23 protein-coding genes and 1 tRNA gene are annotated in these 24786 nt (G+C 59.3%); 8 read left to right on the forward strand and 16 right to left on the reverse strand.

What is annotated here, in order from left to right:
• The first annotated feature begins 77 nt into the window (after nt 1-77).
• Entirely contained in the window at nt 78-839 is a 762-nt protein-coding gene (locus ACZ5D1_RS11765) for a hypothetical protein (protein WP_155891367.1), read from the forward strand.
• Between the two features lie 272 nt (nt 840-1111).
• Here ACZ5D1_RS11765 and ACZ5D1_RS11770 read toward each other — a convergent pair whose 3' ends face one another.
• The 11 genes from ACZ5D1_RS11770 to ACZ5D1_RS11820 all read right to left on the reverse strand — a co-directional run bounded on the left by ACZ5D1_RS11770 (nt 1112) and on the right by ACZ5D1_RS11820 (nt 12980).
• Complete coding sequence (locus ACZ5D1_RS11770) at nt 1112-2290, reverse strand: phosphoglycerate kinase (RefSeq protein WP_027181821.1); 1179 nt, start codon at nt 2288-2290, stop codon at nt 1112-1114.
• 123 nt (nt 2291-2413) lie between these two features.
• Nucleotides 2414-4408 (reverse strand): transketolase, encoded by a 1995-nt coding sequence (gene tkt, locus ACZ5D1_RS11775; RefSeq protein ID WP_011368463.1) that lies wholly within the window; start codon nt 4406-4408, stop codon nt 2414-2416.
• Nucleotides 4409-4639: 231 nt separating this feature from the next.
• A complete protein-coding gene (gene rpe, locus ACZ5D1_RS11780; RefSeq protein ID WP_011368464.1) occupies nt 4640-5293 on the reverse strand; it encodes a ribulose-phosphate 3-epimerase in 654 nt (217 codons plus the stop codon).
• An 18-nt stretch (nt 5294-5311) separates the two neighbouring features.
• Nucleotides 5312-5683, reverse strand: coding sequence for a MerR family transcriptional regulator (locus ACZ5D1_RS11785; RefSeq protein ID WP_027181822.1), 372 nt, complete (start codon nt 5681-5683; stop codon nt 5312-5314).
• 212 nt (nt 5684-5895) lie between these two features.
• A complete protein-coding gene (pheT, locus tag ACZ5D1_RS11790; RefSeq protein ID WP_011368466.1) occupies nt 5896-8298 on the reverse strand; it encodes a phenylalanine--tRNA ligase subunit beta in 2403 nt (800 codons plus the stop codon).
• Between the two features lie 159 nt (nt 8299-8457).
• Complete coding sequence (gene pheS, locus ACZ5D1_RS11795; RefSeq protein WP_011368467.1) at nt 8458-9498, reverse strand: phenylalanine--tRNA ligase subunit alpha; 1041 nt, start codon at nt 9496-9498, stop codon at nt 8458-8460.
• Nucleotides 9499-9521: 23 nt separating this feature from the next.
• On the reverse strand, nt 9522-9875 hold the full coding sequence (gene rplT, locus ACZ5D1_RS11800; protein ID WP_011368468.1) for a 50S ribosomal protein L20: 354 nt from the start codon (nt 9873-9875) through the stop codon (nt 9522-9524).
• Between the two features lie 81 nt (nt 9876-9956).
• The gene (gene rpmI, locus ACZ5D1_RS11805; protein WP_011368469.1) at nt 9957-10154 is read right to left on the reverse strand and encodes a 50S ribosomal protein L35; all 198 of its coding nucleotides are present in this window, start codon (nt 10152-10154) and stop codon (nt 9957-9959) included.
• A gap of 197 nt (nt 10155-10351) precedes the next feature.
• A complete protein-coding gene (infC, locus tag ACZ5D1_RS11810; protein WP_011368470.1) occupies nt 10352-10900 on the reverse strand; it encodes a translation initiation factor IF-3 in 549 nt (182 codons plus the stop codon).
• Nucleotides 10887-12821 (reverse strand): threonine--tRNA ligase, encoded by a 1935-nt coding sequence (gene thrS / locus ACZ5D1_RS11815; RefSeq protein ID WP_464554966.1) that lies wholly within the window; start codon nt 12819-12821, stop codon nt 10887-10889. The genes infC and thrS overlap by 14 nt, the downstream gene beginning before the upstream one ends.
• Before the next feature lie 84 nt (nt 12822-12905).
• Nucleotides 12906-12980, reverse strand: a tRNA-Val gene (locus tag ACZ5D1_RS11820).
• Between the two features lie 299 nt (nt 12981-13279).
• On the opposite strand from ACZ5D1_RS11820, the gene hcp reads away from it, so the two are divergent.
• The 3 genes from hcp to ACZ5D1_RS11835 all read left to right on the forward strand — a co-directional run bounded on the left by hcp (nt 13280) and on the right by ACZ5D1_RS11835 (nt 16477).
• On the forward strand, nt 13280-14893 hold the full coding sequence (gene hcp, locus ACZ5D1_RS11825) for a hydroxylamine reductase (protein ID WP_027181825.1): 1614 nt from the start codon (nt 13280-13282) through the stop codon (nt 14891-14893).
• A 167-nt stretch (nt 14894-15060) separates the two neighbouring features.
• Nucleotides 15061-15822, forward strand: a complete 762-nt coding sequence (locus ACZ5D1_RS11830) for an ATP-binding protein (RefSeq protein ID WP_027181826.1) — start codon at nt 15061-15063, stop codon at nt 15820-15822.
• 148 nt (nt 15823-15970) lie between these two features.
• The gene (locus ACZ5D1_RS11835; RefSeq protein WP_011368474.1) at nt 15971-16477 is read left to right on the forward strand and encodes a universal stress protein; all 507 of its coding nucleotides are present in this window, start codon (nt 15971-15973) and stop codon (nt 16475-16477) included.
• A gap of 37 nt (nt 16478-16514) precedes the next feature.
• Here the strand turns inward: ACZ5D1_RS11835 and ACZ5D1_RS11840 are convergent, their stop codons facing one another.
• Nucleotides 16515-17198, reverse strand: a complete 684-nt coding sequence (locus ACZ5D1_RS11840; protein WP_011368475.1) for a Crp/Fnr family transcriptional regulator — start codon at nt 17196-17198, stop codon at nt 16515-16517.
• A gap of 132 nt (nt 17199-17330) precedes the next feature.
• On the opposite strand from ACZ5D1_RS11840, the gene ACZ5D1_RS11845 reads away from it, so the two are divergent.
• From ACZ5D1_RS11845 to ACZ5D1_RS11855, 3 genes are all read left to right on the forward strand, one after another.
• Nucleotides 17331-17603 carry a hypothetical protein gene (locus tag ACZ5D1_RS11845; protein WP_011368476.1) on the forward strand — a complete coding sequence of 91 codons (273 nt, stop codon included), beginning with the start codon at nt 17331-17333 and terminating at the stop codon, nt 17601-17603.
• Between the two features lie 10 nt (nt 17604-17613).
• Entirely contained in the window at nt 17614-18117 is a 504-nt protein-coding gene (tsaA, locus tag ACZ5D1_RS11850; protein WP_011368477.1) for a tRNA (N6-threonylcarbamoyladenosine(37)-N6)-methyltransferase TrmO, read from the forward strand.
• Between the two features lie 64 nt (nt 18118-18181).
• Nucleotides 18182-18598 (forward strand): PaaI family thioesterase, encoded by a 417-nt coding sequence (locus ACZ5D1_RS11855; RefSeq protein ID WP_011368478.1) that lies wholly within the window; start codon nt 18182-18184, stop codon nt 18596-18598.
• 92 nt (nt 18599-18690) lie between these two features.
• Here the strand turns inward: ACZ5D1_RS11855 and gltX are convergent, their stop codons facing one another.
• The 3 genes from gltX to ACZ5D1_RS11870 all read right to left on the reverse strand — a co-directional run bounded on the left by gltX (nt 18691) and on the right by ACZ5D1_RS11870 (nt 22750).
• Nucleotides 18691-20085, reverse strand: a complete 1395-nt coding sequence (gene gltX, locus ACZ5D1_RS11860) for a glutamate--tRNA ligase (RefSeq protein WP_011368479.1) — start codon at nt 20083-20085, stop codon at nt 18691-18693.
• A gap of 315 nt (nt 20086-20400) precedes the next feature.
• A complete protein-coding gene (locus tag ACZ5D1_RS11865) occupies nt 20401-21282 on the reverse strand; it encodes a DUF2156 domain-containing protein (RefSeq protein ID WP_011368480.1) in 882 nt (293 codons plus the stop codon).
• A complete protein-coding gene (locus ACZ5D1_RS11870) occupies nt 21263-22750 on the reverse strand; it encodes an MATE family efflux transporter (RefSeq protein ID WP_011368481.1) in 1488 nt (495 codons plus the stop codon). Before ACZ5D1_RS11870 ends, ACZ5D1_RS11865 begins: the two co-directional genes overlap by 20 nt.
• 201 nt (nt 22751-22951) lie before the next feature.
• Between ACZ5D1_RS11870 and ACZ5D1_RS11875 the strand changes: the two genes are divergently transcribed.
• The gene (locus ACZ5D1_RS11875) at nt 22952-23284 is read left to right on the forward strand and encodes a hypothetical protein (RefSeq protein ID WP_011368482.1); all 333 of its coding nucleotides are present in this window, start codon (nt 22952-22954) and stop codon (nt 23282-23284) included.
• A gap of 364 nt (nt 23285-23648) precedes the next feature.
• Here ACZ5D1_RS11875 and ACZ5D1_RS11880 read toward each other — a convergent pair whose 3' ends face one another.
• The gene (locus tag ACZ5D1_RS11880) at nt 23649-24680 is read right to left on the reverse strand and encodes a biotin--[acetyl-CoA-carboxylase] ligase (protein ID WP_464554969.1); all 1032 of its coding nucleotides are present in this window, start codon (nt 24678-24680) and stop codon (nt 23649-23651) included.
• Nucleotides 24681-24786 lie beyond the last annotated feature (106 nt).

Consider the following 24786-nt stretch of genomic DNA (forward strand, 5'->3'; position numbering starts at 1 on the left):
GCCGCAGACCCCGTCATCACGCCCCGCAGCCCTGTTTTTTTTCTTGCCCTGCCCGCAAAATGTATTACATAGCAACCATGAACGTTTTGCATGCAGCTGCGCCGCGTAGCGCGTTTTCAACCGGCACATCCACAGGCAGACAACTGCGCCTGCGCCGCACAAAGGCGGCATGCCGTGCAGTGCTGCTTGCACTGCTGTTTGCGGTATTGCCTGCAGCGGCCTTTCCTGCCGGTGCAACGTCTCCGGTGCAGTCATCCGGCACCGGTGCAACAGATATTACAGGTGAAGATACTGCTGTACCGGCAGGTTATCGGGGCAGCTACTATACTTTTGCACTGGGCTTTACCGGCAGCGGAAACGAGGCGGAAGTGCTGCGCAAGCTGGATGAGGCAGCCCGGCATGACGACCCCGTGCTGCTTTTTGCCGTCACTCCGGCGGCAGATACGGCAGGTTCTCTGCTTGCAGTGCCCATCACGCCGGAAATCAGCCTGCTGGGCGATTCGTCCGGTGCGCAAGACCTGACCACCTTTTCTGCAGAGACATATGGCAACGCCCGTGCCACGCTGTACTATTCCGATGCCCCCGACTGGGCCATCCGCTCGCAGATTGCCACCGATGTGGTGCCCGTGCCCGCAGGAGATGACGCACAGCGCATGGCTCTGGAAATGCAGGGAGTACGCGCCGGAATATACATGGACTGGTCCCCCACCGAACGTCTGCAGCTTTCTTTCGGGCCTGAATACGGCACGGCCAGAAACATTCCCCTGCTGGGAAATCCCAACCCTGCAGAAGCAGAACATGGCGCCGGAGCCCGTTTTCATTTCCGCTGGAATTTCTGACGGTGTGCCGTTGGCAAACCGGCCGCCCGCACCGCGGGCACAACACAGCTGACCTGCCACCGGAAATCGGGTCCGGTCTGTACAACCTGCGCCTGAGCGCCGTCGTGAAAAGAACATGCGGCGCCACACCGCAAAATGATTCTGCCGGACTGTTACCGCATATGCGGTAACAGTCCGGCAGGGGACTGCTGTTTCAGATATAACGAAGGAAAACCGGTGCGGCAGCAGCCGGTGGCGGCACAAGCTCACCGGCAGTTACGCCCTCGCAGTGCTCAGGCTTTTGCGCGCTGTTCCAGCATGGCCACTGCCGGCAGCTCCTTGCCTTCCAGAAACTCCAGAAAAGCCCCTCCGCCCGTGGATATATAGGATACGCCGTCACGGACGCCGTATTTATCCACAGCGGCCACAGTGTCACCGCCGCCGGCGATGGAAAAGGCGCTGCTTTGCGCCACAGCCCTGCACAGCGCTTCTGTACCGGCACCGAAGGCATCAAACTCGAACACCCCGACAGGTCCGTTCCACACGATGGTTCCTGCTCCGCGCAGCACCTCTGCATACATGGCGGCGGTTTGCGGCCCGATGTCCATAATCATCTCATTCTCGGCCACCTGATCCACCGGCTTGCAGACAGGCGTTGCAGTTTCGGCAAACTCCGTGGCCACCACCACATCCACAGGCACGGGAATCTCTCCTCCGGCTGCGGCTGCGGCCTGCATCAGGCGGGCGGCTTCGGCCACCAGATCTTCTTCATACAGTGATTTGCCCACGGCAAAACCTGCGGCACGGATAAACGTATTGGCAATGCCCCCGCCCACAATAAGCTTGTCGACCTTGGAGGAAAGCGTTTCCAGCAGAGTGAGCTTGGTCGAGACCTTGGAACCGCCGATGATGCCAACTACAGGGTGGCGCGGGGCGCCAAGGGCCTTGCCCAGAGCTTCCAGTTCCGCCGCCAGCAGCGGGCCCGCGCAGGCCACGGGAGCAAATGCGGCAACGGCATGGGTGGAAGCCTGCGCACGGTGCGCCGTGCCGAAAGCATCCATCACATAAACATCGCACAGGGCCGCCATGCGCCTGCCCAGCTCTTCGTCGTTCTTTTTTTCGCCCTTGTTGAAGCGTACATTCTCTGTCAGCACCACGCCGCCTTCGGGCACATCCACCCCGTCCAGCCAGTCCCGCACCACCGGCACGGGGCAGCCCAGAATATCGGCCAGCCGTGCCGCCACAGGCGCCATGGATGCCGATTCGTCAAACGCGCCTTCTGCCGGACGGCCCAGATGCGACATCACCATAACCCGTGCTCCTGCCTGCATGGCAAGGCGGATGGTAGGCGCGGCTGCGCGCAGCCTGTTGTCGTTGGCCACCGCCCCGTCCTTGATGGGAGCGTTCAGGTCCTCGCGGATAAGCACACGCTTTCCGCGCAGATCAAGATCAGTCATTTTCAGTACGTTCATATGAAGTCTCCTGCGGGCTAAGACTGAAGGATACAGCATAAAAAAGGTGCGAATGTGATCATGCATCACACCCGCACCTTTTGTTGTACATGGAACAGCGTCCGGGGTCATCCCCGAAAAACGCTACAGCACTTCTTTTGCCACGGCAGCCACATTGTCTGCCGTAAAGCCGAAGTGTTCGAACAGCACCTTGCCGGGGGCGGATTCGCCAAAGGTGGTCATACCCACCACGCGGCCTTTCAGCCCCACGTATTTCCACCAGAAGTCAGAAGCGGCGGCTTCAACGGCCACACGGGCCTCAACAGCTGCGGGCAGTACCGATTCACGGTAGGCGGCGTCCTGCCGGTCGAAGATATTGCTGCACGGCATGGAAACAAGCCGAACCCTGCGGCCTTCGGCTGTCAGCCTGTCGCAGGCTCCGGCGGCCACGCCCACTTCCGAACCGGTGGCAATAAGGATGACTTCCGGGGTACCCTCGCAGTCACGCAGCACATAACCGCCGCGGGCGATGTTCCGCACTGCGGCATCATCACGCTGCATGAAAGGCACACCCTGCCGCGTAAACGACAGCGCTGTGGGGCCGTTTTTGTATTCAACGGCACTCTGCCAGGCAACCTGAGTTTCCACGGTATCGCAGGGGCGCCACACATGAGCCCCGGGAATAAGACGCAGACCGGCCAGCTGTTCCACCGGCTGGTGCGTGGGGCCGTCTTCGCCCACACCGATGGAGTCGTGCGTCAGCACCCAGACTGTGCGGATGCCCATCAGCGCGGAAAGACGGAACGCATTTTTGGCGTAATCGGAGAAAATGAGGAACGTACCGGCGTAAGGCAGGAAGCCGCCATGCAGGGTCAGGCCGTTCATGATGGCACCCATGGCGAACTCACGCACACCATAGGAAATATAGTTGCCGCCCCAGTTGGCGCTGTCCAGCAGCCTGCTGCCGCTCCATTTGGTACCTACGGAGCCGGTAAGGTCGGCGGAACCGCCCACCATTTCGGGCAGCGCAGGGCCGATGGCTTCAAGCGATTTGTTGCAGGCCTTGCGGGTGGCAAGGTTTTCGGCAGCGGCCACAATCTGCGCCAGTGCTTTTTCACAAAGCTCCTTCCAGCCTTCGGGCAGATCGCCTGCCATGCGGCGGGTGAATTCCGCGGCAAGCGCAGGGTGTGCTGCGGCATAAGCAGCAAACATGTCATCCCATACCTGCTGGGCGGCAGCGCCTCTGGGCCGTGCGTCCCAACCTGCATACACATCGGCCGGAATTTCGAACGGAGGATGATTCCAACCTATGTTGGCGCGGGTGGCGGCTATTTCATCCGCACCCAGCGGCGCACCGTGCACTTTGCTGGAATCAGCCATATTGGGGGCGCCCATGCCTATCTTGGTCTTGCAGCAGATCAGGCTGGGACGTCCTGTTTCTGCTCTGGCTTCTTCAATGGCTTTGCGCACGGCTTCGGCATCGTGCCCGTCCACACCGGCCACCACATGCCAGCCGTAGGCACGGAAACGGGCGGGGGTATCATCGCCGAACCAGCTGTCGATACGACCGTCAATGGAAATGCCGTTATCATCGTACAGCGCCACAAGCTTGCCCAGGCCCAGCGTACCGGCCAGAGAGCAGGCTTCATGCGACAGACCTTCCATCATGCAGCCGTCACCCAGAAACACATAGGTGTGGTGATCGACAACGGTGAATCCGTCGCGGTTAAAGGCTTCGGCCAGCATGCGTTCTGCCATGGCCATGCCCACGGCCGTGGCGATGCCCTGCCCCAGCGGGCCGGTGGTAGTTTCCACGCCGGGGGTCACGCCGTATTCGGGGTGGCCCGGAGTTTTGGAATGCAGCTGCCGGAAATTTCTGATGTCGTCGATGCTGAGATCGTAGCCGGAAAGGTGCAGCAGCGAATAAATAAGCATGGAACCGTGTCCGTTGGAAAGCACGAAGCGGTCGCGGTCTGCCCAGCCGGGGTTGGCGGGGTTATGCTTCATGAAATCGTTCCACAGAACTTCGGCCATGTCGGCCATACCCATGGGCGCACCGGGGTGGCCTGATTTGGCCTTTTCCACGGCGTCCATGCTGAGTGCGCGGATAGCGTTGGCAAGATCCTTGCGGGAAGCCATCTGATCCTCCTGAAGAGTGACTGATTGCCGGTGCGTAAACCCGCGCCGGCTGGTGCATCCCTAGTCGCTTGAAGCGGGGAAGACAACCACTGAAATCATTTTTCAAAAAACGGGGGCACCGACGACACCGCGGCACCATCCGCCGGACGCGACTGTTCATCCGCACAGGAATCAAGCCGGAAGCCCGAAAAAGGGGCACGTGTTACCGTGCCCCGTTCCATTACATGACTGCTACCGGGCTGCCGCTGCCTGAAAGGCATCGTGCCGCTGACGATAGGGAGGATGCCCGAAAAAAGCAGATCCGGAGACCAGCACATCCGCCCCGCGGCGCACCAGCTCCGGTGTGTTTTCAGGATCCACGCCGCCATCTACCTGAATGAGGGTTTTCAGCCCTCTGGCGGTGATCATGGCGGAAAGTTCTTCTATTTTTCGCATGGTGAAGGGTATGAACTTCTGCCCGCCGAAGCCGGGGTTGACGCTCATGATCAGCACCATGTCTAGCTGATCCAGCACGTACTCAAGCACACAGAGCGGCGTATGCGGATTGAGAGCCACGCCGCACTGAACGCCCATGCGGCGGATTTCGCTCAGGGTACGCTCCAGATGGTTTGTGGCTTCGGCGTGCACCACCAGCATATCGGCACCGGCGTCGGCAAAATCCGCTATATAGCGTTCGGGTGCCTGCACCATCAGGTGCACATCAAAAAAAAGTCCGCTGGCTTTGCGCAGCTTTTTGATGATGGGTGCTCCCAGCGTGATGTTAGGCACAAACATGCCGTCCATGACATCCCAGTGCACCCACGAAAGGCCTGCGTCTTCAAGAGCGGCAAGTTCGTCCGCCAGCCTTCCGTAGTCGGAAGAAAGCAACGAAGGAGATAAAATCATAGTGGTTCCCCGGGACCGTTACATGCGGTCCGTTCCGGCAGCGTGCAGCATGGTGCGCAGCACCTGAAGCTCGTCTATGACTTCCCGCACGATACCGTTTTCAGCCACAGGCGCGGCAGGGGCGCATGTCTGCGGCTCCGCCTGCTGCTTCCGGCTGCTTTGCTGTTCCGCCAGCACTTTTCTGGCGCCTTCAATGGTCAACCCCTGCTCATGCAGCATGTACCGTATCTGCCTGAGCAGCGCTATGTTCTCTTCGGTGTACAGGCGCTGACCGCTTTCTGCACGCTCCGGCACCAGCTGGGGAAACTCCGTTTCCCAGAAGCGCAGAACATACGTCTTCAGGTTGAGTAATCTGGCGGCTTCGCCTATCCGGTAAACGGTGCCTGACATGCCTTCTCCCTTTGCTGGAAGCAGCACGCACCAGCCGGTGCTGCGGATGTCCGTCCGTGCCGCGGCAAGGGCATATGCCCGCAGGCGGCGCGTCAGCCACGTCCGACCATATGACGGAATGCCGACGAAACGAATGATTCCCTGCTGTTAAGCGCAACCTTCACAGCACTGTCCGGCCGCACGCCGGACAGTGCTGTGGCGGATATATGCGTCTAGATACGGACTCCCAGTGCTTCCGTAAGCGATTCTGCCACTTTGTCGCGTTCCTTGTCCACTTCCTTGTCCTTGAGGGTACGCTCAGCATGTCTGAACGTAAGCCGGAAGGTCAGGTTGCGCTCCGGAGTCCCGCCTTCAGGCGTTTCCGGTTCAAACACGTCAACCAGCACGATGTCGCTGAACAGCTTCAGGCTCATGCCGCGTACATGGTCTGTCACGGCAGACACAGGCACGGAGGCAGGCGCCATGACGGTGATGTCGCGCTTGACCGGCGGAAACACCGGCAACGCGCTGAACTGCACCGCCACATCGCGGCAAAGGGTACGCAGCGCGTCCAGATCGATTTCCGCCATCCACACGTCCTTGCGGGCATGATAGGCATCGGCGATATCGGGTTTTACGCGGCCTGCCACGCCCGCGCATACACTGCCCACGCGTATTTCCACGCAGGGCAGCAGCCAGCTGTGATCCTTGCGCAGGGTAAAGGCAGCCGGACCGAGATTAAGCACGCGCAGCAGATGCTCCACAATACCCTTAAGGTCTTCGTAGCCGGCATCTTCTTCGCGGCGGGGCCAGCCGTCCTGATAGCGCTGACCGTAAACCAGCAGCCCGAGCCTGCCCGATTCACGCGCGGTAGTGTCAGACGACTGGTCGGCCTCGAATATGTGCGCCAGTTCAAACACCTGAAGTCCGGTGCTGCCCTGGGCAAGGTTGTGCCGCAGAGTGTTCAGCAGACCGGGAGCAAGTTCTGTGCGCAGCACGTCCTGCTCCGAGGTCAGCGGATTCATGATGGATATGCGGTTGCCGGCAGGCAGGCCGAGAAAATCAAGATCCTTGTGCCCCACAAAGCTGTAGTTCACAGCCTCGTTAAGCCCCAGACCGCGGCCCCATGCCTTGATACGCGCCCAGAATTCATATTCGCTGTCCGTACGGCCCTGCTCCAGCGGCTTGGAAACTTTGGGCAGCACGGGAGGAATGTTGTCCATTCCGTAAACACGGCCGACTTCTTCTATCAGGTCGGCTTCGCGTTCAAGGTCGTGCCGGTGACTGGGGGCGGTTACCGTCCATTCGGGCGTATCAGCACCGCTCAGCGTGCATCCGAGCTTCTGCAGCGTTTCACGGCAGAAGCCGTCATCAAGCGATATGCCCAGAAGCGCTGCAGCACGGGCGGGGCGGAACCGCAGCTGTGCAGCCTGCCACGGAGCGGGCTCTGCACGGCATACGCCGGGACGCAGCACGCCGCCGCTCAGTTCGCACATCAGCTGGGCGGCGCGGTTCATGGCAAATGTGGAAAGCACCTGATCCACACCGCGCTCGAACCGGTAGGAAGATTCACTGCTCAGCCCCAGCCTGCGGGCTGTTCTGCGAATGGTGGCCGGTTTGAAGACGGCGCATTCCAGAAACACCCTGCGGCTGGCATCGTTGATTTCAGTGTTGGCTCCGCCCATCACACCGGCCAGCGCCACGGCTTTGGCGCCGTCCCTGATGAGCAGGTCCGATGCCTTGAGCACCCGTTCCTGACCGTCCAGAGTGGTAAAGCGCTCACCCTCCGCCGCCGTTTCCACGACGATGCGTGCCCCTTCAAGCAGGTCAAGGTCAAAGGCATGCAGCGGCTGGCCGAGTTCCATAAGAATATAGTTGGTCACATCCACAATGGCGGAAATGGGACGCACACCCACCGACTTGAGCCGGTGGCGCATCCAGAGCGGAGAAGGACAGGTGCTGATACCTTCGATGATGCGGCCCTGATACACTGGGCACTGCGCACCGTCTGCAATGGCTATGGTCACGTCACTGCCGGCGTCTTCGCCCTGTTCGCGCAGTTCAAGCTGCGGCATGGTCAGCGGCAGATCAAAGGCAAGCGCCACTTCGCGTGCCAGCCCCAGAACAGAAAGGCAGTCTGCCCTGTTGGGGGTGATGCTGATATCGAGCACCGTGTCGTCAAGCTGCAGCAGGTCGACCAGCCGCACGCCGGGTACAGAATCCTGCGGCAACACCATGATGCCGTCGGACTCGTCGGAAAGCTCAAGCTCGGATTCGGAACAGATCATCCCGCAGGAAGGCTGTCCGCGCAGCTTGGCTTTTTTGATTTTCAATCCGGAAGGCATGGTGACGCCCACTTTGGCCACCGGCACCTTCTGTCCGGCAGCCACGTTGGGCGCGCCGCACACGATATCCAGCACCTCGGTGCCTACGTCCACCCTGCACACGGACAGCTTGTCCGCTTCGGGGTGGCGGCCGCATTCAAGCACATGGCCCACTACTATGTCGGCTATGGCGTCGAACGGGCGGATAATTTCCTCAAGCTCAAGACCCAGCATGGTCAGCCGGTCGCCCAGCTCCTGTGCCGTGCCTGTATAGGGAACAAATTCCCGCAGCCAATTAAGACTAAGAAGCATCCTCGTCTCCCGTGGCCGGACAGCGAGTCCGGTCATGCAGGCTTGAATTCTGGTTTGCCGCGCATCCGGCAGGCCACGCAGCGGGGCACATGCAGCGCCCCGCAGCAAATACGCAACAGGTCATCCGCACCGGCCCGCAGGCCGCGCGGCACAACCGCATCAGGCAAACTGCCGCAAAAAGCGCACGTCGTTCTCAAAGAACATACGCAGATCGCCGATGCCGTATTTGAGCATGGTCACACGCTCCACACCCAGACCGAATGCAAAACCGGAGTAGACTTCAGGATCATAGCCGACGGATTTGAAGACCTCGGGGTCTATCATGCCGCAGCCCAGAATCTCCACCCAGCCTGTGGTCTTGCACACTCGGCAGGGCGCACCGTCTTTATGATAGCCTTTGCCCCCGCACATGCAGCACGAGATATCAACCTCGGCACTTGGCTCGGTAAAGGGAAAAAAGCTGGGACGGAAGCGCACTCTGGTGTCTTTGCCGAACACCTGCTGCAGAAACGAGGTAAGCGTGCCCCGCAGATCGGCCATGCTGACGTTACGGTCGACCATGAATCCTTCAATCTGATGAAACATGGGCGTATGCGTAAGGTCGGAATCGCGGCGGTACACCTTGCCCGGAGCGATGGCGGCCACGGGGGGCTTGCGCTCTTTCATGGTGCGCACCTGCAGGGGCGAGGTATGCGTACGCAGCAGGATATTTTCCGTGACGTACAGCGTGTCCTGCATGTCGCGGGCGGGATGCTCCGGCGGCATGTTGAGCGCTTCAAAGTTGTGGTAGTCGTTCTCCACCTCGGGACCGGTGACGATATCATAGCCAAGCCCTTTGAAGACCTGACAGATTTCGTCCATCACCTGCGTCACGGGGTGCAGCGAGCCGACACGGGGCATACGTCCGGGCATGGAAGGATCGAAACGCGACAGCTTTTCGGCTTCGCGTTCTTCTTCCAGCGCGGTTTTGCGCCGGTCGAACAGGTTATTGAGTGATTCCTTGACGGCGTTAGCCGTCTTGCCCACCACGGGACGCTCCTCGGGAGCGAGTTCAGGCAGGCGGCCCATGATCTGCGCAAGGCGGCCTTTACGGCCGAGAAAATCAATGCGCAGCTCTTCCAGCATTTCTAAAGAAGAAGCCTGATCCAGGCCCTTGGCAAGGTCCGGGACCAGGCTCTCCAATTCATTGACCAGGGTCATAGGGATGGAGTCCCAATTCGTATCTAGCTGAGTTTCGACTTCACGAGTTCCGCCAGCTTGGCGAAGTCCTCTTTTTCACGAACGGCGAGATCGGCCAGCACCTTGCGGTTAAGTTCGATTCCGGCCAGAGCCAGGCCGTGGATGAACTTGCTGTACGAAACACCGTTTTCACGTGCTGCTGCGTTGATACGCAGAATCCAGAGCTTACGGAACTCACGCTTACGAACCTTACGGTCACGGGTGGAGTAGGCAAGCGAGCGTTCTACGGCTTCCCGCGCGGTACGGTACAGTTTGCTGCGACCACCGCGGTAGCCTTTGGCCATCTTCAGGTACTTTTTATGGCGTCTGTGAGTCGCCATTCCTCTCTTTACACGCATGGATTACCTCCATTTATGAACTCCGCGAGGCGAGAGACCGGCCAGCGGAGCCTGCTATGAAAATCCGGATGCCGCCTGCGCCTAGGCGTAGGGCAGCATGCGCTTGACAGCCTTTTCGTTGGTCTTGTCCACAAGCGCGGGTTGTCCAAGCTGCATTTTGCGCTTGGAAGCCTTTTTGGTCAGAATGTGACGCATATTCTTGCGACGGCGCTTGAACTTGCCGGAGCCGGTCACAGAGAAGCGCTTTGCAGCGCAGCGTCTGGTTTTGATCTTAGGCATGTGATCACTCCTTGCCATATGCTTCGGCCGTGCGGCAGTGCTGCCGCCGACCGGACGAAACATGCCCGGTACGGGCTGCTCCGTGTTACTTCCATCCCTGGTCAAATCTGAAAGGAGCACAGTACGACGTGCGCACTTCTCCCCAGAACGGAGAAAAGGCGATACATCCGCGCAATGCTCAAGTCAAGTCGAGAAATTTACACTTTCTTGGCGAGCGGTGTCAGCAGCATATGCAGGGTACGGCCTTCGGCGCGGGGCTCCTGCTCCACCTTGGCGATATCTTTGGTATCTTCCTGCGCGCGCTGCAGCAGCATCATGCCTCTGTCCTTGTGGACAATCTCACGACCGCGGAAAAACACAGTAACCTTGCATCTGTCACCGTCTTCAAGGAACCGGCGGATGTGCTTGAGCTTGGTCTGGTAATCATGTTCGTCCGTCTTGGGCCGAACCTTGATTTCCTTGACCTGAATGACAGTCTGCCGTTTTTTGGCTTCCTGCTTTTTCTTCTGCGCCTCGTACTTGTACTTGCCGTAATCCATAACCCTGCAGACAGGGGGCACGGCACCAGCAGCCACCTCAACAAGATCCAGTCCCTGTTCCTTGGCGACGGCAACTGCGTCGTTACGGGACATAATACCAAGCTGGCTGCCATCTGCATCGATGACACGAACTTCGCGTGCACGAATCTGCTCGTTGCGACGCGTCACGTCCTGCGGCTCCTGCCGACGAAACTTAGGAGAAGCTATAGCGCATCCCTCCACTTTTAAACGGTTCCTCACAATCGGCCCTGATGATGTCCACTACCTCATCCAGCGTCTTAAGGCCAAGATTATCACCCTTTCTCAGGCGCACGTTCACGCCGCGGGCTTCCACTTCCTTGTCACCGATGACGAGAATGTAGGGAATCTTTTCCAGCTGTGCCTCACGTACCTTGTAGCCGAGTTTTTCATTGCGGGTGTCCACTTCCACGCGGATACCCTGCGCCATAAGAGCGGCGCGGGCTTCTTCGGCAAACTCGTTCTGGGCGTCCGTCACGGTGAGCAGACGTGCCTGAACAGGAGCCAGCCACGTGGGGAAGGCACCGGCAAAATGCTCTGTAAGCACACCGATGAAACGCTCAACCGAGCCAAGAATGACGCGATGCACCATAACCGGTCGATGGCGTTCACCATCCTGTCCGATGTACACCAGATCAAAGCGGTCAGGCAAGGTGAAATCACACTGCACCGTGGCGCACTGCCACTCTCTGCCCAGGCAGTCGCGCAGTTTTACGTCAATTTTAGGCCCGTAAAAGGCGCCGTCGCCCTCGTTAATCTCGTAGGGCAGTCCCTGCCCTTCCAGCGCCTTCTCAAGCGCGCTGGTGGCGCGGTCCCAGTCTTCGTCGGAACCGATGGACTTTTCGGGGCGGGTGCTCACTTCCATGGAATATTCAAAGCCGAACACGCCCATGACATCCCGCACAAAATTCAGCACACCCACGATTTCGCTTTCCAGCTGGTCAGGAGTGCAGATGATGTGCGCATCATCCTGCGTGAACTGGCGCACCCGCAGCAATCCGTGCAGAACACCGCTTTTTTCATGGCGGTGCACCACGCCCAGCTCAAAAAGGCGTACGGGCAGGTCGCGGTAGCTGTGGCTGCGTGATTTATAGATGAGCATATGAGCCACGCAGTTCATGGGCTTTACGCCGTAGGGCTGCTCATCAATATCCGTAAAATACATGTTTTCACGGTAGTTGTCATAGTGACCGGATTTTTCCCACAGCTCGCGGCGCAAAATCTGCGGCGTCTGCACAATCTGGTAGCCGCGCTTCAGGTGTTCCTTACGCTCGAAGTCTTCCAGAATGGCGCGCACAAGCGCCCCTTTGGGATGCCAGTACACCATGCCCGAGCCGCCTTCTTCCTGAAAGCTGAACAGGTCAAGCTGCGTGCCCAGCTTGCGGTGGTCACGCTTTTTCGCTTCCTCTATTCTGTTCAGATAGCTTTTCAGCTCTTTTTCATCAGGAAAAGCCGTGCCGTACACACGCGAAAGCATGGCATTCTTTTCATCACCGCGCCAGTAGGCGCCGGCAACGGACATCAGCTTGAAGGCATTGATACAGCCGGTATCGGGAATATGAGGACCGCGGCACAGGTCGACAAAGTCGCCGCTGCGGTAAATGGAAACAATATCGTCGGGCACGGCGTCGATAAGCTCAAGCTTGTAGGTCTCGCCCATGTCGGCAAACATTTTCTTTGCCTCATCCTTGGACATGACACTGCGCTCGAACGGATGCGCCGCCTTGATGATCTTGTCCATCTCTGCTTCGATGGCTTCAAGATCATCTGCGGTGAACGGACGCTCGTAGTCGAAATCGTAATAGAAGCCGTTTTCAATGGCAGGCCCGATGGTCACCTTGACGCCGGGGAAAAGACGCTGCACGGCATCGGCCATTACGTGGGCCGCACTGTGGCGGATAAGACCAAGCCCTTCGGGCGAGTCCGCGTAGACAGGCTCAAGGGTTTCGCAGGCGGTCGGAACGGTCGCGGTCAGATCGAGCATGGTGCCGCCGCAACGGGCAGCCAGCACTTTTTTAAATTTCTTGCCGCTCAAGGCCTGCTTGAGCACGTCCCGGCAGCTTGCGCCGGACTCGACCTCCACCACTGATCCTTCGATGGAAACCTTCACCTTGCAAACTCCTTGCTAATCAATTTATCCGCCACCAATGACAAAAAGGGGGAGGCTACGGGCCTCCCCCTGCTTTGTTCGATGTGGTAGGCACGGGCAGGATTGAACTGCCGACCCCTTCCGTGTCAAGGAAGTGCTCTCCCACTGAGCTACGCGCCTACATCGCGAGGCAGAGGCGCAACCTATACAGGACCCCCTTCCTTGTCAAGCGACTTTTTCTTTTTTTCCATTTTTTCTGTCGCGCGCGCCCAGTATATCATGTATGCACAAAATAATGCTGCTAGGGTGCACATTGTTATGCCCTTTTGTGACTCCGGTCACATCCCCTGCCCCGCAGGACGGCTATGGTGTCTTTAACAACGGCAGACAACCTGCCCCGCTCCGGCGGAAACCAGCTGAACCCGGAAGAACCGGACAGGATTCCGGTTTATTTCGAAACCAAGCCGAAGGAGTACAGTATGTTTTGCAATCAGTGTGAACAGACAGCCAAGGGAACCGGCTGCACCGCCATGGGCGTGTGCGGCAAGCAACCCGAAGTTTCCGACCTTCAGGACGCCACCGTATACGCGCTGCGCGGCCTTGCCATAGCAGCACAGGACGCTGCAGCCAAAGGCGTGAGAGAACAGGGCATGGGCCATTACACCGCCGCCCGTCTTTTCAGCACGCTGACCAACGTGAACTTCGACCCCGACCGCTTTGTGCCGTGGGTGCACGAAATAACGGCCATGCGCGACGACCTTGTACGCAAGGCAGGCCTTTCCTACACCTCCGGACCGGCGGCATTTGTTCCCGGTGCCGATGCGGCGGCCATAGTGCAGCAGGCGGCGGAACACGGCACCCTGACTCTGGCACCTGACGAAGACATCCGTTCGTGCATGCAGATTCTGCTCTACGGTATGAAAGGCGTGGCAGCTTACGCCGACCATGCAGCCATTCTGGGGCAGGAAGACAACGCGGTGTACGACTTTCTGTACAAAGGTCTTGCCGCGGGCTTTGACGGAAAGGCCCGTGATCTGAATGACTGGGTCGGGCTGCTGCTTGAATGCGGCAACGTGAACCTGCGCACCATGGAACTGCTGGACGCCGGCAACACCGGCACCTACGGTCACCCCGTGCCCACGGAAGTGCCTCTGGGACACAGAAAGGGCAAAGCCATACTGGTATCAGGCCATGACCTTCGGGATCTGCATGAACTGCTTAAACAGACCGAAGGCACCGGCATCAACATTTACACCCACGGTGAAATGCTGCCCTGCCACGGCTACCCCGAGCTGAAAAAGTTCCCCCATTTCTACGGACATTTCGGCACCGCATGGCAGAACCAGCACAAGGAATTCCCGCAGTTCCCCGGCGCCATCCTTTTCACCACCAACTGCATCCAGAAACCGCAGGCATCGTATCAGGACAATGTCTTCACCACCGGGCTGGTGGGCTGGCCGGGCCTGACACACTGCGAAAACCGGGATTTCTCGGCCGTCATCAAACGCGCACAGGAACTGCCCGGTTTCACGGAAGACGCTCCCGGCAAAACCGTTATGACCGGATTCGGCCACAATGCGGTGCTGGGCGTGGCAGGGGCAGTTGTCGACGCGGTGAAAAGCGGCGCCATCCGCCACTTCTTCCTTGTCGGCGGCTGCGACGGAGCCAAGCCCGGCCGCAACTACTACACCGAATTTGTGGAAAAAGCGCCGGCAGACACTGTCATCCTGACGCTCGCCTGCGGCAAATTCCGCTTCTTTGACAAAGAACTCGGCACCATAGGCGGCATTCCCAGACTGCTGGACGTGGGACAGTGCAATGATGCCTATTCCGCCATTCAGATAGCAGTCGCACTGGCAAAGGCTTTCGACTGCGGCGTCAACGACCTGCCCCTTTCTCTGGTGCTGTCGTGGTACGAACAGAAAGCCGTGGCCATCCTGCTGACGCTGCTGGCACTGGGCATCAAGGACATCCGCCTCGGCCCGTCACTGCCTGCTTTTGTCAGCCCCAATGTGCTGAACTTCCTTGTCGAAAACTACAACATCAAGCCTATTTCCACGGCTGAAGAAGACCTGAAGGCCATTCTGGGTTAACAGCGCCGCGGCGGGAGGCTCTGCCTCCCGCCGCCCTCTGAGGCGTATTCCCCGTGCCCATGCCCGTCCTGCGGCCATGCGCACCCGGAGTACCCGCAAGCACACAGTGCGGTACCGGCAAACACACCGCCGCTCTCATGCGGCATCAGTCACACGGGGGAAATATAATGAAAAAACAGATACGCAAAATAATACAGATAGATGAAGAGCGCTGCGATGGCTGCGGCCTGTGCGTGCTCGACTGTGCCGAAGGCGCCATAGCCATCATCGACGGCAAGGCGAAACTGGTCAAGGATTCCTACTGCGACGGGTTGGGAGCCTGTCTGGGTGCCTGCCCGCAGGATGCCCTGCACATCATAGAGCGCGAAGCCGACGAATTTGACGAGGAAGCCGCCATGGAACACGTACGCCGGCGCGATGCCGCGACCGGACAACCGCCGCAGCCCGTACGCCCGCATCATTCAGGGGGCTGCCCCGGGTCCATGGTACGCTCGTTCGGCGCAACCGGACAGCAGAGCCCGCAGCTGGCACAGGCTCATCAGCCGGCCGCCGGTCCCGGCCACTGGCCGCTCAAAATACGGCTGGTGCCGCCCACAGCGCCGTTTCTCAAAGGGGCCGACGTGCTTGTGGCCGCCGACTGCGCGGCTGCCGCTTCGCCTCAGTTTCACAGCCGGTTTGCCGCAGGCAAAGTGGTGCTCATAGGCTGCCCGAAATTTGACGATACCGCAGCCTACGCCCAGCGGCTTGCCGACATACTGACAACCAGCGGCATAGCTTCTCTCACCGTGCTGCGCATGGAGGTACCCTGCTGCAGAGGCCTTTCAGAAGCGGTGAACAGCGCTGTGCGCCAGTCCGGCAGTTCCGTGCAGATAAACGAGGTCATCATGACCTGTCAGGGGCACGAGGCGCAGAACACCCTTTTCGGCTGACGGCAATGCCGGCCGGCACAGGCCCCGCCGCTGACGGCGGGGCTTTTTTGCGTCCGGCCGTCAGCAGATAAGATTCTCATGGCTGCAGGGCTGACACCCCCCGCAGCCGTTGTTATATCCATGGTAAACCAGCAGTAAGGGAGGTTTTATGCAGCCCGTCAAAAAAATACTATACGCCACCGATCTTTCAGAAGATTCCCGCCATGCGCTTTCGTACGCGTTCAGTCTGGCGCAACAGTACGGAGCAGCACTGCATGTGCTGCATGTGCTGCCGGACGTAAAGCAGAACTACCTGACCACATCGGGGCTGGATTTCGCCACAGTGTTTGACGATGCCACATGGCGGCTGTTCACTCCGGAACAGCTTGTGGAAGCCAAACACAAGGTAAGAGAGCGCATTACGGGCATATGCAGTCTGGAAGGACTGGCGGACACAGCCTGCATGCCCGTGGCGGAAAACATCGAGGTGGCCGTGGGGCAACCTGCCGATGTCATTCTGGAACGCGCCCCGCAATTTGACATGGTGGTCATGGGTACACAGGGACACGGACGGTTGGCCGGTCTGCTGCTGGGCAGCGTGACCCAGAAAGTCGTTTCGCGCTGCCCGGTGCCTGTTCTGGTGGTCCGCCTGCCGGAAGCTGATCACAAGGTCTGACAGACCGGCAGCACATACACAGCGTCCCCGCTACGCGCTACAGCGACTCATGCCCTTCGGCCAGTGCGGTCAGGTATTCACGGTCTGTAATGGTGATGGTGCGGCCTTCCATGGTTATGGCCCCTGTTTCCACCAGTTTTGCCAGTGCCCGCGAAAGAGTTTCACGCGCAGTGCCCAGCACACCCGCCAGCAGACTTTTCGAAACATCCAGCCTGATAACGTCCTTGTGCCCTTTTTTCACACTGAGATGCAGCAGATACGCCGCCAGACGCTGGGGAATCTCCTTGAGGGTCAGCGCCTCCACCTGCCGGGTGAACATGCGCAGCTTGCGCGAAAGGGCAGCCAGCATGTTCATTGCCAGTGACGGGTCTTGGGCAATGCGGTCCACAATGCCCCTGCGCGGCAAAAAAAGAACGCGGCTCTGTTCCACCGCCATGGCATTGGCCGGAAAGACATCGTTCTGAAACACAGCCACCTCGCCGAAAGGTTCTCCCGCGCCGAACACATGCATCACAGCCTCGCGTCCGTCCGGAGCCGTCTTGAATATTTTGACACGGCCATCCAGCACTATGTACAGCCCTTCTGCACGCGTTCCTTCGACAAAAATAATCTGCCCCTTGTCCACCGGCCTGTCCACGGCTATGGATGCCATGGATTCCAGCTGCTGAGCCGACAACCCGCTGAAAAGGGGAATACGCCCCAGAAAAAGACTGTTTTCCATTCTGTTCTCCGCTCCGTGCGGCACCTTGCCCACAAAGCCGACAATGATTACACCATGGTTCATACGCAGACAGCACCGCGACACCACGGCGCGGTGATTTCATAGTCACATACTTACGGAGGATTACACAGCATGGCAAGCACCCCGCGGAACATCGCCGGAAGAGTGGAAGAGCTGCTACGGGAAGAACTGCTGGAAATGGGCGAAGACCCTTCGCGCCTTGAACCGCACGAAATTGCCGAAAACATGCGGTGCGAAGTACGCCCGGACGACAGCATGATATACAGCTGGAAAGGAACCCCCATCCTGCGCGTACAGCCTGAACACCATCAGGACGGCAGCGTCACATGGCGCATGTTCACCCGCGACGAGGTCATGACCCCGCAAACTGAAATACTGCAGTAAAGGAGCCCTGATGCAACCTTTCACCGTCACCCCCATCGGCGTGCTGCGCACCCCGCATACATCGCGCGAAGGAATGCCCATTCAGCCCACGGGAGCTTCGGCATGCAGAGGAGAAGCCCGCATCAATCCGGAACTGGCAGACGGGCTGAAAGATCTGGAAGGCTTTTCCCATCTTATCCTGCTGTATCACTTCCACGAGTCCAGCGGGTACGATCTCACGCTCACGCCGTTTCTGGATACCTGCAAAAGAGGGCTTTTTGCCACACGCTCGCCGCGGCGTCCTTGCGGTATCGGCCTTTCCGTGGTGCGGCTGACGGCGGTACACGGCAATGTGCTGGAACTGGAAGGCGTAGACATGCTGGACAACAGCCCGCTGGTGGACATCAAACCCTATGTGCCGCGCTTTGACACGCCGCAGGGTGACATACGCTGCGGCTGGCTGGAAGATACCGCCGAGCAGGCGCAGGAAATGAAGTCGGATGACAGGTTCGTACAGCGCGACAGCACACGCTGACCCCGCCCGCGACCGCGCGGCACACAACACACAGACACTGACCGCTGAAACAAAGGATATTCCCATGCACGATTCCACACTCCAGCAGTTCATCGAAAAAGAATTCCCCTTTCACGTTCATCTGGGAGTGCGCGCCGACTATCTGGGCCGTGATGCGGTACGCCTGTATATCCCATTTGCACCGCAACTCATAGGACATACGGGGCGGCCCATGATTCACGGCGGAGTCATAGCCAGCCTTGTGGATATATGCGGCGGTTTTGCCGTATGGGCTCACTGCAAGCCCGAAGACCACGTGGCCACCATCACCCTGAGCGTTGACTACCTGAGGCCTGCCAATCCGGCGGACCTGTATGCCGAAGCACGCATCCGGCTGCTCGGCAACAAAGTGGGCAACGCCCATGTCATGGTCTGGACGGCGGACAACAAAGACGTGAATGTGGCCGAAGGGCGCGGGGTGTACAACATCCGGCGCGGATAATTCCCCTCCGCCGCACAGCCTCCTTTCTCAAAAAAAGCAGCGCCGTATCCATCAGGATACGGCGCTGTATTCATTGACGCACAAAAACAGAACTACAATGCCGCCGCACGGTCAAGGCGCGCCAGCGTGCGTTCCCTGCCCAGCAGGCCCATGACGGCGGAAAGGTCGGGTCCGCCCATGGCCCCCAGCAGGGCCACACGCAAAGGCGGCCCCACGGCCTTGAATTTCAGCCCGTTGTCAGCCACATAGCGCTGCAGCACTTCATGGGCGGTGTGCCCGTCAAAGTCAGCACAGGCGGCAAACGCCTGCCGCAACGCAGCCAGATGCCCGCGGCCTTCAGCCGTCAGTGCCTTTTCCACGGCTTTGGCATCAAACTCCAGCGCGTCATCAGCACAGAGCACGGGTTTCATGGCTGCTGCCAGCTCCACAAGATCGTGGGCGCGTTCCTTGTACAGGCCCGCCGCAACAGTCAGAAAAGCTGCATCAATCTGGCCGTATCCCGTTTCTGCCAGAAAAGGCCGCACAAGACCGGCCAGCTGGTCGTCGGGAGTTTCCCTGATGTACTGACCGTTAAGCCACTGCAGCTTTTCCGGATCGAATCCCGCAGCGGAACGCGACAGATTATCAGTGGAGAACTTCTCTATCAGCTCATCCAGCGAAAATTTTTCCTGATCTCCGTATGACCAGCCGAGCCGTACCAGATAGTTCACAAGCGCCTGAGGCAGCAGGCCGGTTTCTTTATAATCTATAACCGCCTTGGCCCCGTGCCGCTTGGAAAGCTTCTGTCTGTCCGGCCCCAGAATCATGGGCACATGGCCGAATTCCGGCACGGGCAGTCCCAGAGCTTCGTACAGCAGAATCTGCTTGGGGGTGTTGTTCACATGGTCGTCGCCGCGCAGCACATGTGTCACGCCCATGGTGGCATCGTCCACCACCACGGCAAGGTTGTATGTGGGCGAACCGTCGGCCCGCCGGATGATCATGTCGTCCAGCTCGCTGTTATCAAAGGCTATGGTGCCCTTTACCAGATCGGTAAACACCGTCTTGCCGGTAAGCGGCGCCTTCAGCCGCACCACGCGGCCTTCACCGCCCTGCAGGCCGCGCTCGCGGCAGCGGCCGTTGTATTTGGGCTTCAGCCCGCGGGCCCGCGCGGTTTCACGCATGGCTTCCACTTCTTCGGGCGAACATTCGCACCAGTAGGCCTTGCCCTCTGCCAGCAGCCTGTCGATGTACTCGTTGTACAGGTCAAAACGGCGGCTCTGGTAGACAGGCTCGCCGTCCCAGTCCAGCCCCAGCCATGCCATGGAAGCCAGAATGGAGTCTGTGTACTCCTGCTTCGAACGTTCCATGTCGGTATCTTCGATACGCAGCACAAATTCACCGCCGAAATGGCGGGCCAGCAGCCAGCTGAACACGGCGGTGCGTGCACCGCCGAGGTGCAGATGCCCCGTGGGGCTGGGAGCAAATCGCGTTACAACCTTGCTCATGATGCTTCCTTGGTGCGCTCTGCGAACAGAGCGCCGTTGGACGGGGCGGCGCGCCCCGCGGCTAAATATGTAAAAGGGCGAACACCATGTCCGCCTGAAAAAATACCTGCTTCGGGCTCGCAGCGCCCGGGCGTTTTACGTACTTGCTAACCGGTACCGTGTCAAACGGCAAAGGCGGCGCAGAATCTCTGCGCCGCCGGTACAGCAGCGTTGACGCGCGCTGGCCAGATGCGGTCAGATGTCGGCCAGATGTCGGCCAGACGCCGGACAGCCGCCAGACAGACGCCGGACAGACGCCGGACAGCGCCCGGCCCGTCACAACACAGTGACGGTGCTTTTGCGCAGCCAGTCCGCAGGGTGATAAGTCAGTTTTGCCTTACGCAGACCCTCGTCGCCCAGATCCTGCTCGCGGTTCACATATGTATATCCTGTGCCCTCATGCTCAACAAAAATCTGATTGATTGCCTGATACACCCCGCGATACTCCGAACGCGCCTTTTCAAAATGCACCACCAGAGTATCGTCTGTCAGTGCTTCGCCCACGGTATAGGCCACCATCACGTCATTGACATACAGCGCACCGCCCTTCAATCCGGGTATGGTGTCCCAGTATTCCAGCACACGGATGACCGCTTCATTTTCCGCCAGCAGGGTTTCCGACTCTTCGCATTCACGCGAAAGACACCATTCCTGCTGCAGCTGCAGCACGGCTTCTATGCAATCAGCCGTCATGGGATGGTACTGCCAGTCATACTGCTTCTTGAACTGATTCACATGGTTCTTTTTTTTATGGTACTTGTTGCCCGAAAGCGTAGCCAGCTTTTCCGCGTCGTACAGATAGTCCCACTGGTCGCGGTCCTCCTGCACCTGCACGCCGTCGCCCAGCGCCGCCTGCCACAGGTCGGCAAGCTGCTGCGGCACGCGTATAAAGGTTCTGCCCGCCGTCATCATGGGGCAGTTTGCCCAGTCGGCCACGGCGTTCCAGTCACCCACGGGCGCCCAGTAACGCACTTCCGGTCTGGTCTGGCGTATCCAGAAAAGATTGGGCGTGCGTCCCACCTCCAGCCCGTATTCGTTGGCCCAGCCCCACAGATTGGTAAAACTGTAATCAGAAGCCCGCGACGGTGTGCCGGAGAAAAGAGTCAGATACTCTTCCATCACGTCCATGGTCAAAGGCTTAAATTCCACTGCGCACATTGCTTTTCACTCCTTCAAGAGCCGCCCCTGCAGGCGTCTCCGTGGTGTTCTTTCTGTTGCCGTTGCGCTTGATCATGCTGAAACGGCTCCAGTCGTGGTACCAGAACAGCCAGAGCATGGTACCGGACTGGAATATCTGTGAAATCAGCATGGCTACAAACACACCTTCGGAGTTCCCCCACACATGGTGCCCCATGACATAGGCCACCGGCAGCCGCACCAGCCATGTGGCGGAACTATACACAATAAAGGTGTACAGCGTGGCGCCGGCGCCGGTCATTATGCCGCCCAGCGTCATGCTGGCCACGGTGAAGGGAATGGATACAAGATTATATTTCAGATACACGGCCGCCTGCGCCTGCACCGCCGGTTGCGGCGACAGAAAAGCGCAGATTTCCGGCACAAAAGGCCACATGAAAACAGCAACCACCGTTAACGACCCGCAGGCCATCAGCAGAAGACGCAGCCCCACGCGTTTGGCCTCGGCCTTGCGCCCGGCCCCCAGAAAATGCCCGACCAGAATACTGGCTGTCATATTAAAAGCGAACGCAGGCAGAAACAGCAGAGATTCTATGCGCATGCCTGCCGTCATACCGGCCAGCGCATCAATGCTGCCCGCAGGCAGCGAGCCGGTAATGGCAAACAATACCAGATACCCGGTCTGCCACATTATCTGCATGCCGCCTGCCGGAAGCGCCACCTTGATAAGATACGGTGCCGCACAGCGGGCCCAGCGCCACGGAGCGCCGGAGTCGCGCCGCAGCAGGCCTTTTCTGACCAGCATCACCATGTTGAACAGCGCACCGGCCGTAATGGAATAGAATGTGGCCCATGCCACACCGGCATAGCCCATCTGCGGAAAGCCCCACCAGCCCAGCCCCAGACCAAAATCCGCCACGGTGTTCACCAGACTGACAATCATCATGCAGCCCAGAGGAATCAGCACCATTTTGCGGGCGCGGAACATGGCATTGGTCATGTTGAGCATGTAGTACATGGGCAGCACATACAGATACACGTCAAAAAAATACGACGTGATGGGGCGGATGCGTTCCGGCACCTGCAGCAGGTTGAGAAACGGCTCCTTGAACAGCATGCCGCAGACCAGCACAACCAGACTCATGACAACGCCCAGCTTGATGACCAGCGCCACATAGCGCCGCGCGCGCCTGTACAGTCCGGCCCCGGCGGACTGACCTATGGCCGCCACGGAAGCATTGGCCACGGCTATACCCACCACCATCAGAAAAAAAAGACACTGCGTGATGATACCCAGCGATGCCTGTACATCCTGATGAATTTTGCCTGCCACCCACACATCCACAAAACCGATGATGAAATGAAAAAACATCATCATCATCTGCGGCCATGTAAGGCTGAAAATGGCGGTATCGGAACCGGAATCCGGTTCGGGCGCAGCGGCGCCTGCCCGCGCCGCCTGCATGGTTCGGGTACTATCCGACGACATATATGAACCTGCCTTGCAGGGTAATGCAGAACCTGCTGATTTCACAGAATTCTGCCACCGGTTAACTGAAAACAGCCTGAAAGTATGCCTCAGCGGAAAAAACGGGTCAACGCACCGGAAAGTAACTGTGGCTTGATCTCTTTGTACGCATTATGTACAAAATATGTACAAAGAGACCTCACCCGTTTCACAGGAGGCACCATGCACATATTCAAAGATGAAAAAGAAACAAAACGCGTCATCTTCAACATTGATTCCGGCCTTGCCCTGCGGCTGGAAAGAGCAAGACACCGGGCAAGAAAACTTTCCCGCAAGCTTAATGTCGACGAAGCCGTGGACCATGCACTGGAAGCTTTTCTGACCGAAGCGGAGCACAGGCTGGACGCGCTGGCGCAGAAAAAAAACGCCGCACCCGCCGCACAGGGCCCCATCATAATGGGTCCTGCGGCAGCCGAAGAAGACAGCCGGGGCGACACTTCGGCCGTGGTGCTGCGCAAAAGCATGGTGCCGGAACAACGGAACAGACAACGCTGACGTAAGAGTAAGTCTCCGCTGCCGCATGGCAACACCCTGACCGCACACCCGTTGCACGAAATCATTCCCCGCGGCACCGGCTCGGGACGAAACGGCAATGACGGACTGCCCGCAGCCTGAAAACCCGCAGAAAAAAGCTGACAGCCCGCAGGTACGGCGCGGCGTACAGCCAAGTACCCGCGCCGTGCTCCTGCCCGCAACCGGCAGCAGGATGCCCGGAGACTCTGCAGGCAATGCCGTGACACACGCGGAAAGCCGGAGCTTTCCGGTCAGTCTGATGCTCCGGCGCTGCCGCACGCGGACAGCCAAACAAAAAAGCGCACCAGAGGTGCGCCCCGTGCCGGTCCTGAAGCCGTAAAAACAATCAGCCGTCCAGAATGTCTCCCGCCGGCAGACGGTGAACAGTGCCGCTCTCATCTTCCAGCAGCAGCCAGCCGTTGTCATCCACATCGCGGACTTTTCCCGTCAGCACGGCATCCCCCCTGCCCAGCCGTATACTGCTGCCGGTTATGCCCGCCAGCTGCTTCCACCGGGCCACCACCGCGGCACCGCCGCCGCTGCGGAACAGTTCATAAGCTTCTTCCAGCGCTTCAAGAACCGCGCGGGCCACTCCCGCACGGGGCAACTGCGGCTGCTCCGTACCGTGGTGCGTCTCAAGCGCCCCGCGCAGCGAAACAGCCCGCATACCATCCATCTCCAGCTCGGAACAGACGGTATTCACGTTGATGCCTATGCCCGCAACGGCATAGTCCAGCGCATCGACAACCAGTCCTGCTTCAATAAGCACACCGCTCAGCTTGCGGCCATGCACAAGCACATCGTTGGGCCATTTGGGCATTGCAGGCAGACCCGTAAGCCCGCGCACCGCCCCCACCACGGCAACCACAGTCATCAGGGTCAGCACGGGCACCTGCTGCGGGGCGCACTGCGGGCGCAGCACCACAGACATATACACCCCCCCGCGGGGCGAAAGCCATGTCCGGCCCTGCCGCCCGCGCCCCGCCGTCTGGCAGTCGGCCAGCACCACAGACCCTTCTGGTGCTCCGCGCTCCGCCAGCACCCGGGCCTCCATGTTGGTTGACGGCACGGACTCCATGTGCAGCACCGTGCCCCGCCCCAAAAGCCGGGTTCCCAGACCGTGGCATACCGCTGCAGGATGCAGGCTGTCCGCATCGCCTCCCAGCCGGTACCCCCGCCTGGTCATGGCCTCCACAGGGTACCCTGCGTCGCGGATAAGCCGCATGTGCTTGGAAACGGCAGCACGCGACATTCCCAGAATCCGGCTCAGTTCCTCACCGGAAACCCAGTTGCCGTCATGCTTCCGCAGCACTTCCAGTATGGCACCGCGTACAGCGCCGCCTTTTCCCTGTTCCTGAAAAGCCAATTGTAAACCCATTTGAACTTAAAAAGTTGACAATAAGCCGTCACGCAGGCTAGGAGTCGGCCGTTGACCGCGCCGGGCGGTCTTTCCTGACATGCTGCCACGCTGCAAGGATACACGC

This window comes from Oleidesulfovibrio vietnamensis, from assembly GCF_055388115.1.